This window comes from Paenibacillus sp. 19GGS1-52, from assembly GCF_022369515.1.
GTDB lineage: Bacteria > Bacillota > Bacilli > Paenibacillales > Paenibacillaceae > Paenibacillus_AQ.
The window spans coordinates 2,638,674-2,653,434 of record NZ_CP059724.1 but is presented as its reverse complement, the minus strand read 5'-3'; the positions used below and the strand labels follow the sequence as shown (position 1 = coordinate 2,653,434).

Below are 14,761 nucleotides of genomic sequence, written 5' to 3'. Positions count from 1 at the left end.
TAAGCTATGTTTATGTGCGATTATAGACCGGTGAAATCGCCTGCTTCATAATATCCGGAATCAACGAGCGTTGCTTTAACATTCGCTTTGTCGACTACGATAACGTCTGTTTGTTTGGCTTGCACATCCACTTTGCCGTTATTGTACGATCCGGTAGTTTCAGGTGTTTTGCCATCCAGAATGGCAACTGCCATTCCCATTGCATCTTTAACAAGATTACGAACATCTTTGAAGACAGTCATCGACTGTTTGCCGTCAATAATGTATTGAACGGATGCTTTTTCAGCATCTTGTCCAGTAACCACATAGCTGGTGATTTCGCTATCTGAAGCGAAGACATCGGCGATTGAACGAGCCGTACCATCATTTGGAGCCAAAATCGCTACATCACCTTTTTGATCAGCCGCGGCTGCAGTCAAGTGAGTTTGTGCCTTATTCTTAGCTTCGTTAGCATCCCAGTTGGTTGTAACTTGGCTAATAATTTTACTTTGTTGATCACGGGACAACTCTGCAGTATCTTGCAGTGCAACAGCTTCGCTGGAGTTAGCAATCTTGAATGTACCATCAGCAATCTTAGGCTGAAGTACTGACCAAGCGCCTTGGAAGAACAAGAATGCGTTGTTATCCGAAGCAGCACCAGCGTATAAATACAATGGTTGGCCATTACCTTTGGCATTGTCAACCAAGTACTGGGCTTGTGCTTTACCTACTGCAACGCTATCAAATGTTACATAATAGTTTACAGCATCTGTATTTGTGATTAGCCGGTCATACGAGATAACTTTGATGCCTGCTTTTTGAGCGGCTTCGATAGCAGCTGCAGCAGCATCACCGTCTTGAGGACAAATGATCAGTACTTTGATATTTTTGGCGATTAAGGAATCCACATTTTCTTTTTCTTTGGCGGAAGACCCTTGGCTAAATAAGATATCAACCGAATAATCTGTACCCTTCAAAGCATCTTTAAATCTTTGCTCATCTTGTACCCATCTTGGCTCATCTTTGGTAGGCAATACAATCCCTACATCAACCTTGCCCCCGCTGCCCCCACTGTTGCCACATGCCGACACTAATGCCATAAGCATCATTACAACGAGTAAAAATGGAATCGCTTTCAAAGTCCTTTTCATTTAGAAAACCCTCCCTGTATTTGGCTAATACTGTTAATTCATTCATGATATTATCACTCGATTTATCCGCTTGGAATAGAAAATTCTCCTTTGTTTCTTGAATATACTCATATCTAAATTTGTTTACTAACGTGGATACCAGTACAATAGGAAGTATTTAGCGCGAAATACTTTTCACTAGGACTCACATGGAGGATATGAACAAATGGATGAAATTAATCAAGGCTTTTCAGAAAAATATCATAGTGATCAACGTGCTTGGACTTCCTCTGGATTAATTCATAGTGACCTGATTGCTACTAATAATCTTGTATATGTCCCTTGTAAATTTGAATGCTCCCATCCCCTGCCGGAAGCACAAAATGCAGAATATGGGGCGTATATCTATCACTTGAATACTCTTTCTATTAGATTTCGTGTCGCAAAAATCACACCTACAAAGGTCGGGCAATTCGTGACTTTATGGGAGAGAATCGGGGATAATCCAATCCAACCCTATGACGTATCAGATCCAGCCGATTTCTTCGTTATCAGTACACGCAATGGTAGTCAGTTTGGTCAGTTTATATTTCCAAAAGTTATTCTGTGTGATCGGGATATAGTATCCAATAAGGGGAGCGGTGGTAAAAGAGCAATCCGTGTCTACCCCCCTTGGGATAATCCTACTAGCCGTCAGGCCCAAAAAACTCAGAATTGGCAGCTGAAATATTTCCTAGAGATACCTCTATATGCGCCCATAGACCTTGCACGTGCTCATATGCTTTACAACGACGCAAGCCTAATTAAATCCAAAATTTAGGACGCTGACGATTTTTAACCATGTTATTAAGTAAACAAGAAGGCCCACGCGCTGCCAGCCATAAATCATTTAAAACCTATAAATTCTTATCTTTCACAAAAAGACTCCCCACCCAGCTTCAAGCTGAGATAGGAAGTCTTTTTCGTATTTTCCTACTATTTATTTGGATGCTTCCAGTTTCGATATTTGTTGTTTATACAATTCAAGGAGTTTGGACAAGGAGTCTTTGATCGCTACTGCATCACTTGATTGTTCAGCCTTTGATAATTCAATACTGCCTTCAAAAAACTCAATATAGTCCTAAATGCCGATCGGGACAAATTGCTGCAGGCTTTGCTGAATATCGTTTCCAATGCAACTCGATACGCATCTAAACAGATCCGAATTTATGTAGGCATAAATAAAGAGCAAATCGAAATTACAATTTCTGATGATGGAGCTGGAATACCAGCAGATGTGCTCCCTTATCTATTCCATCGTTTTGTCAAAGGAACTGACGGGGATACCGGCTTGGGCTTAGCCATTTCCCGGGCAATCGTAGAACGCTGCGGAGGCTTGATTTCAGCAGGAAATGGTGAACGCGAAGGAGCTGTAGTATCGCTCAGTTTCCCCGCGGTGATTGGAACACAGTAACGGATAAATATATGATTGGCTTCCTCATATATTAGCTCCTTAAGTATGTTTAAGCTTTTCCGTTAATTTAAATACAATTAACTGCGGGATCAAATTTATAAAGCTAACCAATATCAGTAATTGAAGGGGAGTGAATGGTTTGAAAAAAAATGCCCAGCGTTCATTCCCTATCATCATGTTAATAAAATAACCTGATATAAGTGGAGAGGCTAAATTCCCAATGAGCACAGCAACTGTTTTGTTATAGAAGTTACCAAGCATTGCTGCTATTGAAGTTATGATTACCATCATTAAATAGCCAACCATTGAACTGTTATTAAAGTCTTTATACATGGAGAAATACACAAAAGGAAAACAGTATAAACAGATGATCAGAATGTTAATTCCTATTTTTCTCATCAACTCTCCCCTCCTCTCACAGCTTTATAAGTCCATTCAAACAACCAACTGATAATAAGGTAGCGTTAATGACGGTTCAAAGCCCAATCTTTGGGCCAATTTGTAGGAGCCTTCATTCTCCAACCGGCATGACCACACTGGCTCCAGCTGATGCTCAAGACAATAATCGATCAGAGCAGCACATACCAACATGGCGTAGCCCTTCCCGCGGTGCGCTTCCGCTGTCTCAATTCCGATCTCCAACTGGGATTCATTGCGAAAAGCTGCAAACGCCGTGGACGCAATTTCTCCATTGCTCAGCAAGCAGTAACCCCCGCCTTCAGTAAGGAACTGGTCCTCATCCCTCCAGAAATACCGGGGAGACACACCAGCGCCCTGGGCCAGAAACAACTCTTGGTCTATCTGTACAATCCTCTGATCTAGAAGGGGAGCTTGTTTCTTCGCTTGCTGGAAGGTTTCACGATTAAAGCTAAAATTGACCCTTGTATTCCGATGAATGGTTCTTGGAGCGTCTGGGTGAGTTGATAATAACGAATCAATTATTGCTGACCATTTACCCGCTGGATCTGCCTGCAGCCACTCTTGTGTATGCCTGATCTGCTGTTTATTCGTTATGTAATCAAATAGACTGTCATTAAATTCTTCATTCTCATCATCCCCGAACAATAATGACATTCCGTATGGATGTATCACATAAAAGGTACGAGGATGCTGTTCACTATCAGCATAGACACTGCCAGGGACAACCTGTTGCAGAACGGCCTCAGCAAACATTGTATTAATATTCACCTGACTTAACGGCTTTACCACTTTAAAATAATCTTCACTCTTTAGCTTAATCATCATCCTGTCCTCTCCAAACGTTGGGCCAGTTATTCTCTGCTCATTAGTGCTTCTATTTGTTTAGCTGGCATCGGTTTATAGTAATAATAGCCTTGTACTTCATCGCACATCTGATCGCGCAAAAAATCCAATTGCTCCTTGGTTTCCACCCCCTCGGCGATCACTTTTAATCCTAGATTTTTAGCTAATACAATTATAACGTTAATAATGGCTTCATCCTTATCATTTATATTTATTCCCCAGATAAAGGACATCGCTATTTTAATCTTATCTACGGGCAACTGTTTAATATAATTTAATGAGGAATATTCCGTGCCAAAATCATCTATCGCTACCTTCACTCCAAGTTCTTTTAATTTTTTTAGGGATTCAATAATATATTCAGTTTCCTTCATAATTATATTTTCTGTTATTTCCAATTCCAAATCATTTGGATTCAGCTTGGTTTCCTTTAGAATCTTAGTAATCATTTCTACTATTTGTGTGTTCTGAAATTGATTAACGGAAAGATTCACAGCTATGGGAACATTCAATATTCCTTCATCTTGCCATTTTTTATTCTGAATACACGCAGTTCTCAATACCCATTCACCAATGGGAAGAATCAAACCTGTCTTTTCAGCTATGAATATAAAATCTCCTGGACTCACGATACCCAACTCGGGATTATTCCATCTTACTAAGGCTTCCAGACCAATAATTTCACCAGACATAATATTTAATTGTGGTTGATAATACAGCTCCAGTTCATCACGTTCTACTGCTTGATATAAACTATTTGTGATCATCATTTCTTTAACCAGGCTATCCTTAAGGAGCGATGTACAAAGTTCAAACTTGTTTTTACCCTTTTCCTTTGCGCTGTACATGGCAATATCTGCATTTTTAATTAGTGTTTCAACATCATGACCATCGATCGGATAAATGGCACCACCAATACTAGTAGTTATATACAAATCACTATTATCAATAGTAAAAGGCATTTTTAAAATATTCAGAATCCTCTCCGAAACTTCTCTTATATAATGTTCACTTTCTAAATTATGAATCAAGATAAGAAACTCATCGCCAGCGACTCTGCACACCGTATCTATTTCTCTTATTGTATTGGTTAATCTTATGGATACCATTCTCAGCAGTTCATCACCTTTAGCATGTCCCATTGTATCATTTATTCTTTTAAAAGAATCAAGATCAATAAATAATATCCCCAAAGATTTAGCCTGTTTAGCTGCAGTAAGAATAGATTGATTTAAACTATCATTAAATAATCTCTTATTGGGTAACCCTGTTAAATGATCGTGATAGGCAAGTATTTTTATATCTTCCTGCATCTCTATACGTTTAACAATTTCATGTTCTAATTCTTTATTAGCTTTACTTAGTTCGCTGGTTCTTTCGTTTACTTTCAATTCAAGCTCATCCGATGATTTCATTAATTTATTCTGGACTTGTTTAATTTCCGAAATATCCTGAAATATCCCCACAATGCCTAATGAATCTCCCCACTCATCTAATAAAATAGAGGATGATAAAAGAATCGGCAGTTTATCTTGATTACTCTTCACAATCTCGATCTCCAAACTACTACAGCTCATCAGCTTCAACAATTCTGTCTTTTCTGATAACAGTAGACATACGGATTTATCCTTTAATTGACTTTTTTCATACCCTAATAATTGCAGTGCCCCAATATTAATATCCTTTATGATGCCTTCATGATTAACAATAATTAAGCCTTCACTCATGATCTTCAGAACTTCTAACGCAAAGTCGTCCGGATTAATATCCATCAATTTATATTTTTTTATCGAATACCATGTTCCAATTATAGGTATGATGACTAAGATCACCCCGATAGAGGGCATAACCAATACATTTAATAACGGAAGAATGATGTCAGTAATTCCAGCTCCTACTCCAGATATAAGAATTGTGATTAATATAAGCTTGGCCTGTTTCTTCTCTCTAATAATTTTGGAATTTCTCCACCATCTGAACAGAAAATAGACGATTGCAGCCATATACGATAAATAATATATATTATAGAAATTAGTCCAAATAAATCCTCTATCAGTCGCCTCATGAGCAACCCAGCCTAAATTTGTCTTCAGAAAATTCTGTGCGGATAGAGGCTGAAAGAAATACAAATATATTGAAATTATGGCTGGCAAATAAAATAAACCATAGGCAAATCTCTTTTTCAAAAGCTCTTCTTTACCTGTCAGGACGATAATAAAATGTAAAAGTAAACAATGAAATACGGACCAGGAGAGGGCGGAGTATACATAGAATGTATTTGCAGTATCAGCGTCCTGTGATCGATTCATCAAAGAAAACAGAATAGCCCAATACGCTAAACTTATACATATTACAAAAAATAATTTATTTAATCTATTTTTTGAATCATTCCATAAGGTAAACAGGCCAATAATCAAATACGTAATGCCACACAATAAATTTAAAGTGGTCAAAATAACCATGATGTAATCCCCTTTATTAATCGCATAATACTTTATATCGACAATTCAGTTTTAATTAATTAGGTAATTAGACTCAAGTAAACAATTAGTCCTTTGGGTGGATACGCAAAGTTTATTTTTTATTTTCACTCTCGCTCCAATCCTCAGACATCTCTGCCTGTGCGTAACCAGACCCTATCGATCCAGCAGAGGGATTACGAAGAAGCCGCCGCTTGGAGGATTCCTCTGCCGGCTTACGAAAACGGCTACCTAGCGCGTATACACCTATAAACAACACAACAAACATGATTCCGGCGACCAAACCGCCACCTTGACCAGGAATTAAGGGCATACTTGCAAGGACAGCCATCAGACACCCGATGGAGAACCAGGACGTATAGGGAAAACCACGCATTCCAGCCTGTTGCGTCAGCGGGCCTCCGTGCTGTTTGCGCAGCCGATAATGGCTGGCCATAATCAGACAATAGGCGAAGAGTAATGAGAACCCGCCGGAACTGACAAGAAATAGATAGACCCCCTGGGGCAGTAATAAACCAAGGCCTAAAGCCAGGAGCATGGCCCCACCTGATACAAGAATGCCGCGGTAGGGAATATCAGTATGGTCGCGCATCCAAGCCGGTGTATGTCCTTCCTGCGCCAAAGAACGGAGCATCCGCCCCAATCCGAATACTGAAGCCAGCATGGTGGACAAAATGGCGGAAACGAGCACAATATTCATAACTGTTCCCGTCCAGCCCAGGCCATACAAACTAAGCGCCGAGACAAAAGGACTGATCTGCTCAGACACAAGAGAAGGAGGAATCAGCAGAAACAACACTGTTATGGCTGCTAAATAAAGACCAACTAGCAAAAAAATCGTATACCCGATCGCTTTAGGTATAGTAACAGCCGGATTAGCTGTATCTGATGCCGCAAGTCCAAGCACCTCAAATCCAGCATAGGTGAACATTACCATCAGCATACTCCCGGCAATCCCACGTATCCCTCCTGGTATCCAATTTTGATCACGTAGGACATTCAGACCCACGGCTCCAGTAGAACCCCTTGTTCCAATGCCCGCTATAATACATACAGCTATCACTATAAATGCAGCAATAGCAAGCAGCTTAAACGCTGCAAGTCCACTCTCCAGCTTGCTTAAACGCTCGGCTCCCAGCAAGTTCAGCAGAGTTACACTCACAATAATACCTGCCCCGAGAAGTGCTAGCGGCAGTTGGGGAAACCAACCGCACACCAGGATGGAAACTGCCGTCGCTTCACTGGACATAGCCAGTACTAGCCCAGTCCAATACACCCACCCTACCGTAAAGCCTGCCCCTCGGCCAAAAGCTTGCTCGGTATACGTTCGAAATGAGCCAGATACCGGATTGGCCACCGTCATTTCCGATAAGGCAGATAAAATAAAATAAACCAAAACGCCACCGATCACATAAGCCAGCAGCACTGACGGTCCAGCTGCACGAATGGCTATTGAAGAGCCCAGGAAAAATGAGCCTCCCACCACAGTACCGAGTGCAAGCATAGTAAGCTGCCATACCGATAACCCTCTTTTTTCCGGCTTCATAAAGCGGCCTCCCCGATTTGTTTGAACCAAGTATCTGCAAATATCGGAGGAATTACCCATAGCCGCGCAAGAATTTAGCGAGCCGCACGACAAAAAGGCTGTCCCCCAGTGCAGAAGCTCTACAGATGGGACAGCTTTTTTAGATTAACAGGAAATGATCAATTTTCAAATAAAGTGACACGGTTCCTGCCGCTTGTTTTGGATTGATATAGAGCTTCATCTGCCAGCTTGTAGATATCCTCTTCTCGGAGGCCATCAACCTTGACCGCCGCAACACCCACGGAAACCGTGATAACGCTGGAAGAGGAGCTTGTTGCATGCTCTATGCCCATACTTTCAATACTACTTCTAAGTCCTTCGGCATATTCATAGGACTCCTCCTGAGTAATTCCAGAGATAATCATCCCAAACTCTTCTCCACCTAATCTAAACACGAAATCATTGGCTCGCCCGGCAAGCTCTTTGATTTTTTTACCAAGCTTGCGTAATACCTCATCGCCCTCATAATGTCCATACGTATCATTATATTTTTTATAATGGTCGATATCGAGCATGATACAAGTCAGATATTCCCTCTCGCTGGCGGCTTTTTCTACTTCTTCTTGGAATATTTTATTGAAATGTCTTCGATTGTAGAGTCCTGTCAGCTCATCGGTAATCGAAATTTTCTCGATCATTTGAATATATTTATTTAGTTCCTCATTGTTCAGTTCCAGCTCCCGGGTGCGCTCTCCCACCAGCTCTTCCAGATGTTCCTTATGCCGCTTAAGCTCTTCTTCGGCTTTTTTACGCTCGGTTATATCCTTCACAGTTCCCTGAATAGCCGGTTTATTCCTATAACTGATTAAGGTTACCTTATGAATCACAACAATTTCCTGAATCTTATCCTTATGGATTAACCGTGTTTCATACTCGTAGGGAGCACTCTTGCCCTCAACTCTTCTCCCATAATAGTGCATGACTTGATCACGATCCGCGGGACTAACGAAATCCCGGAAAGGCTGTTCGAGCATCTCTTCCATTTCATAACCCAGCATTTGAGCCAAGGCCGTATTCACATACATGCACTTCTCATCTTGAGTAATAAAGATACCATCCACCATATTGTTTACTAGCTCACGGTATTTCTCTTCAGAACGTTCTAGGTCAGAGTACAGGCTGGCGTTCTCGAGTGAAAAAACCATTTCCCTTGACAAAAGATTAATAATTCTCATCCGCTCTTTCGTAAATGCACCTGTCACCAGATTATTCTCCAGATAGATGATGGCTATGACCTTATTTTGATTAAGCAGTGGCATACAGACCAGCGATTTAGGACGATATTTCACAATATAGGGATCGTTAACAAACTGGGTTTCGGAAAAGGCATCATTGTAAATTAAGGATTCCTTACTTTCCTCCACTGCTTTTAGAATGGACTCCGGTAAATTGTTAAACTGTACATTAGCATGCATCAATACAGTTACTTTGTCATCCTCCGATTTGTACTCACCCTCTACAAGCAGGCTGGAGCTGGATCTCATCAGAATGCAGCCTCTTTGCGCTCCGGCATTTTTTATCACGATCTCCATTAATGCTTCCAGCAGGTTGTTTAGCTCAATTTCCTTCGATATCGCTTGCGAAGCCATAATCATCGAATTCAAATCAATATTTTCAGTAAAATCCGTGATTGTTCTCCCGTGTAAAAATTGCTTGTTAACTATTTGGTTCACGGTATCTGGATAATGCTCGTTCAAATGCCTGATCTTTCCTTTGGCACCCCAAACGGAATAGTAATATAGGGCCTGTCTGAGTAGATAGGTGGCAAACTCCTTGAAATTCTTATTGTAGTAAAATTTGGCGGCCAGCTCATTCGTCAGCGCCTTATACCTGACAAAATCTCCTTGTTCGCTGGTCTCGATCGCCAGATCATAGAATCTGCCAGCCAGCTCTTGCTTCCCAGAGATTCTTGCCCATTCTGCTTGCATCAAATACTCATGCTGCTTGAAATTCCCCGGGCTATGCTTCGCCCATTTCTTCACCCTGCTATATTCTTTCCGCATTCTAGTCTTTGCTTTGACTTGATCCACCGCGCTTAAGTCCTTGTAGCAATATGCTAGGTTCAGGAAGGTATACAGCGCGAACTCCTCCATAAAGGCCGAACCGGCAAGGGTGCCTATAATTTTATAGGCTTTATCGATATATGCTAACGCACTCTTATAGCTTTCATAGGTGAATAGGAGCTTCATTTTGTAAATATAAAAAATAGCGATCCCTGAATAATACTTCGCCTCTTCAAGCTGCTTCACATAGGCTTCTTCATTGAAATCATCATCATTAAAAGAAAGGTTGTCCGGTAGTTCACCAGCCAGACCGAGAAGCTGCTGCCTGGATAACTTGGCTGTGGCTAAAGCTTCTTTGTATTTTGTATTTTCGATCATAGCAATGGTTCTACCACTTTCCTGAAGATTGGTAGCGATGTCCATTGTCGGATTCCAGAGATTCACATAAAAACAAGAGTGAGCAAGATATAACCAATCCCCAGCTCTCATGCTGGACTCGATGGAAGTTTTGTACCAATCCTGCAGCGTGTCCCAAGGTTCGGTCCAAGTGTGGCAGAACAGCGTGTATAATACATGTGCCGCCCCCTTCCACTGCAGATCATTAAATTTATCGTTAATTCTTATGCCCAGCCTACCGAAATCAAAGGCTCCCTTAAGGTCGCCAAATCCAGAAAGCAATATAGAATAACCGATAAAAGCAAGGGCTGATTCAGGAGAATTCCCGTGTTTCAGCGTCAGACCAACCTTTTTCAGCACCACAAAGCCAAAGAGTGCGGTCTCTCCCGAGATAAAGGTCGGCGGAATAAAATTGATCAACAGTCTCATAATGAGCCTTACTTCAGGGTCCGTAATTTCCGGTTTCGCCAGAATTTCCTCTAAGGTTCTTCCTCTCAGACTAGCCTTTACTTTAATGAATTCCTTCAGAACAAGTGCCATTCCGACTTTCTTTGGGATTTTAATCCCTAATGCCTGCAGCCCCAACCTCCCGGAGTTTATGGATTCCTTCATCATCCCCAGATACGTATAATGATTAGCCTGCATTTCGTAGATCTGCGCAATGGCGAAGCTGTTATGTGTATGCCTAAGCAGTACTGCACACGTCCGATCAGCGGCTTCAATATGGTGGGTGAGATAACCACACTCGGCGTATAACTGATAGATTTCTGCAGTTTGCCGCTTATCTTCTTGCCAAGAGTTCTCCGTTGCCAACAGGCTCAGCGCCGCCTCCAAAAGAACAAACGCTGAATCATACCCAAAGGCGGCCTTTGCCTTTCTGGCGGATTTCAAGTTAAGCTGAATAACTTGAGTGAATTCATCTTTTTCGCTGATGAATTCAACCCCTTTATTCATATGTGTAGCAATCTCCACTATTTTTCCTTCCGTTTCTTCAGGAGACAGATGTTTCTGCATCAGTCTGCCAATCGTCAGGTGCAGCCGTTTGCTTGTTTCAGTATCGAGCATCTGATAGAAAGCCTGCTGAATCCGGTCATGTTGAAATCTGAAACGAATATGCAGTCGTTCCACTGCCTCTTCTTTTTCCTCTATCAAAGCAGATAACATTGAATAATTAGAATCCGTCGGAATGAGGATATCTTCTTCCACGGCTTTTATTAAGGACCCGGCAATAAACCCTCGATCTTCTTGTCCAATCAAAGAGAGCAGGTTGAAATCAAACTTATCGCCAATGGCTGCACCCAACATCATAATCCTCCGGATATCCTCCGGCATATTCTTCAATTTCCGCATCAGGAAATCGACAATGTTGTCATTAACATGCAAATTCATGATTTGCTCCAGATCCCAGTTCCAGACACCATGCAAATCATCAAAGAAAAGATATCCGTTTCTATAGAGGTCCTTCAAAAATTCATTTACGAAGAAAGAATTCCCTTTGGTTCTTATGTAAATAATCTCTGAGAGTTCCTTTACCCTACCAGAATCAGTAAATAGTGTATCCGCGACCAAGCTTTCCACGTTCCGGGCGGACAGAGAATTCAACTTAATCTGCCCCACTTCTCTGCTCACTTCAATTTTTTCTCTAGAGACAAATAAAGGATGGCCTTGAGTAATCTCATCCTGCCGATAAGAACATATGATAAAACATTTTTGCAAATGATTATCCAGAACCAATTTTTGCACCAGCTGCATGGTAGACACATCGGCCCACTGAACATCATCGAGAAATAAGACCAAGGGCCTTTCATGATTGGAAACACCCTCAATAAAATGAGCAAAGGTCATGAAAAAACGATTGGTTTCTTCCGCGGGATTCAAATGCTCGATCTCCGGCTGAACGCCAATCCATTTCTCCAATTCTGGAATGAGGCCCGTGATTAGCGCACCATTTCCGTTCAGAGCCCTTTTTAAAGATGTTTCTACACTTCTCTTATATTCTTCATCTGGACCACTCATTAGCTGGCTGATCAGTCTTCGAAAGGCCTGAATGATTGCGCTATAAGGAATGTTCTTATTGAATTGATCAAACTTCCCCTCCGCAAACAACCCTTTTTCCTGGCTAATGTATTTATGCAGCTCGTGTACCAATGCAGTTTTGCCGACACCAGCATCACCGGAGACAAGCATAATTTGTGGATTGCTCCTGAGACTTCTTCGGAAGGCAGCGACCAGATCCTTCATATTCTCTTCCCTGCCGTAAATGGTCTCAGGAATCTGGAATATATTTAATCTGTCTTCTTTGCCGATCTCAAAATCCTCCTGTCCTGCAAGACACTTCTGCAAATCGGCTTTAATCCCGTAAGCACTTCTATATCTGTCCTCGGATGATTTCTCCATAAGTTTCATAATAATAGCGGATAGAGCTTTGGAAATCTTACCTCCAGTTACTGTAACTGGTGCTATCGCTTCTTTGGCAATAATGGAATAAATCTGCTCCAGCATCTCCTCCGATTCAAACGGTTTGATCCCCGTCACCATCTCATACAAACATACACCCAGAGAATAATAATCCGTTCGGTAATCTACATTCCGATTCATTCTGCCTGTTTGTTCAGGAGAAATATATAGTAAGCTACCTTCCATTACACCACTATTTTGAAATTCGTGTTTTTCCTTTGTTAGTTTTACTGCAAGTTCAAAGTCAATTACCTGAACTACATCTTGTTCTCTATTCCAGATAATATTGGAAGGCTTAATGTCCTTATGAATGACATTCTGTTCATGGATGTTCCCTAAGATTTCAACAAGCTTGATGGTGAACTTCAAAAGAGTATCCAAATCCAGCCGTTCATCAGCCATTATTCTTTTCAGTGAGCGACCGTGGATATCCTCCAGTACCATGAAATAAAAGCCATTTTGTTCTTCCAGCTTAAAAGGTTTAATCACGCCCTGGTCACTTTCACTCAGCTCTTTAAGCATTTTGTATTCCTGCTTAAAGCGCATAACCTCCTCGTGTCCGGCAAATTCAGATTTTAATACTTTTAAGATGTAAGTTTCCTGAGAAATGGCATCCCTGCATCTATAGACCGATTTTCCGTAATGATCAGAAATAGTTTCCAGTATCTGATAATTATCAATGACAATCATACCCATTCCACCTTTAACTGTTCTATCCCTTTACTTCAAAATCAGCATCAAAATCAAAAACATACGCGGCAATTAACCAGATAATCCAGCAGTTAATTCCAAAAAATAAATACCCGAAGTAACCTAAAAGGGGCATCTCCGAGAAAATATGTATCTTATCAAGATAAGGAACAGAATACTTCCAATAATTCGGGTTGGTGGGCAGGGAATCGTGGAACCATTCACTTCCAAAGTTCCATAACTCCCAGAAGAAGCCGTTACACAGGGTGGCTAGAGCGAATAAAACGGTTTTGGACCAATCGCCATCTTTAATCGGAGTAAATGGAGTCCAGTATCCAGTCAGAGCCATGGCGGCGGAGAGCATGGGAACCAGAGCAACCCATAGTACCCAGAAGAGCAAATAGGGATAATACCCCATTCCAAAAGCCAGAAGTAACCCAATTACATAATATATCAGAAGAAATGTTCTGGAAACAGACAATTGGGGACCGTTTCGATAACGATTTCTAAATACCTTAAACGTCTTCAATAACAAATACCATTCCACAATCGCCGGTAGAACGGTGGTATAGGACAAGGAGAACCAAAACACATTTCCAAAGTTAGAGAACACCTGATTGTTGGGATAATACCAGTTCTCAATGACAAAGAAATTTAGAAACTCGAAGGCAAACCAACTGAAGCAGGAAACAACAGCCAGCAGTTGCATGACGTGTGGCTTCTTGGAGACAAGAGAGAATCCGTTAGTCCGTTTATAGACAATTCCATCTAGAATCAAGATAAAAGCCCACCATAACGGTACAAATGTATAATATTCAAGAGAAATATGTACCTTGATTCGTGCCCACATTAAAAACCAGCTAATTCCAAGCACGGGTAAGCTCCACCAGAACCAGACGGGAAATTCCGTCTTACGTTTCGGCTCCGTACTGGACTCAGTGATCTTTTTGAATCCAAAAAGCTTCGGAAAGACCAAAAATAGCGTAATGATCAAAGCCACTATGAGCGCTAAAGAGAAATAAAGAATGCTAAAACCCGGGTCATCCTCAACCTTTTGCGCTGGAAAATCACCATAGCCTACCGGCAAGCCACCCCATTTAAACAGACTCCCGATTAACGGCAGGATAAAGATTAAACCAAAGGTTAGAATAAGAATAAACTTTTTTTGCCAGGTTTTCATCATTCTTTTGACCCCTCTAGATTCCATATTATTATCTTGTTAACAATATGTAGTAATTTGTTTTTCAAAGTCGAATTTTGTATATATTAAGTATGTAACATTCGATATGTACGCTGTTTTTTCCTGCTTGTAGATTGACCTTGAG

At 41.1% G+C, this 14,761-nt stretch carries 9 protein-coding genes; 2 read left to right on the top strand and 7 right to left on the bottom strand.

Annotation, left to right across the window (positions count from 1 at the left end; all coding sequences use genetic code 11):
• Window positions 1–20 precede the first annotated feature (20 nt).
• Entirely contained in the window at window positions 21–1,130 is a 1,110-nt protein-coding gene (locus tag H1230_RS12420) for a sugar ABC transporter substrate-binding protein (protein WP_239715758.1), read from the bottom strand.
• Window positions 1,131–1,335: 205 nt separating this feature from the next.
• Here H1230_RS12420 and H1230_RS12415 point away from each other — a divergent pair, with 205 nt between their 5' ends.
• Window positions 1,336–1,929, top strand: coding sequence for a MepB family protein (locus H1230_RS12415; RefSeq protein ID WP_239715757.1), 594 nt, complete (start codon window positions 1,336–1,338; stop codon window positions 1,927–1,929).
• Between the two features lie 321 nt (window positions 1,930–2,250).
• Window positions 2,251–2,562 (top strand): sensor histidine kinase, encoded by a 312-nt coding sequence (locus tag H1230_RS12410; RefSeq protein ID WP_275591210.1) that lies wholly within the window; start codon window positions 2,251–2,253, stop codon window positions 2,560–2,562.
• Between the two features lie 39 nt (window positions 2,563–2,601).
• Here H1230_RS12410 and H1230_RS12405 read toward each other — a convergent pair whose 3' ends face one another.
• The 6 genes from H1230_RS12405 to H1230_RS12380 form a co-directional block, all read right to left on the bottom strand.
• On the bottom strand, window positions 2,602–2,961 hold the full coding sequence (locus H1230_RS12405) for a hypothetical protein (RefSeq protein WP_239715755.1): 360 nt from the start codon (window positions 2,959–2,961) through the stop codon (window positions 2,602–2,604).
• A 36-nt stretch (window positions 2,962–2,997) separates the two neighbouring features.
• The gene (locus H1230_RS12400) at window positions 2,998–3,807 is read right to left on the bottom strand and encodes a GNAT family N-acetyltransferase (RefSeq protein ID WP_239715754.1); all 810 of its coding nucleotides are present in this window, start codon (window positions 3,805–3,807) and stop codon (window positions 2,998–3,000) included.
• A 26-nt stretch (window positions 3,808–3,833) separates the two neighbouring features.
• Window positions 3,834–6,287, bottom strand: coding sequence for an EAL domain-containing protein (locus H1230_RS12395; RefSeq protein ID WP_239715753.1), 2,454 nt, complete (start codon window positions 6,285–6,287; stop codon window positions 3,834–3,836).
• A 112-nt stretch (window positions 6,288–6,399) separates the two neighbouring features.
• Entirely contained in the window at window positions 6,400–7,851 is a 1,452-nt protein-coding gene (locus H1230_RS12390) for an amino acid permease (protein WP_239715752.1), read from the bottom strand.
• A 158-nt stretch (window positions 7,852–8,009) separates the two neighbouring features.
• Window positions 8,010–13,436 carry a diguanylate cyclase gene (locus H1230_RS12385; RefSeq protein ID WP_239715751.1) on the bottom strand — a complete coding sequence of 1,809 codons (5,427 nt, stop codon included), beginning with the start codon at window positions 13,434–13,436 and terminating at the stop codon, window positions 8,010–8,012.
• A gap of 22 nt (window positions 13,437–13,458) precedes the next feature.
• A complete protein-coding gene (locus H1230_RS12380; protein WP_239715750.1) occupies window positions 13,459–14,619 on the bottom strand; it encodes a small-conductance mechanosensitive channel in 1,161 nt (386 codons plus the stop codon).
• Window positions 14,620–14,761: the final 142 nt, after the last annotated feature.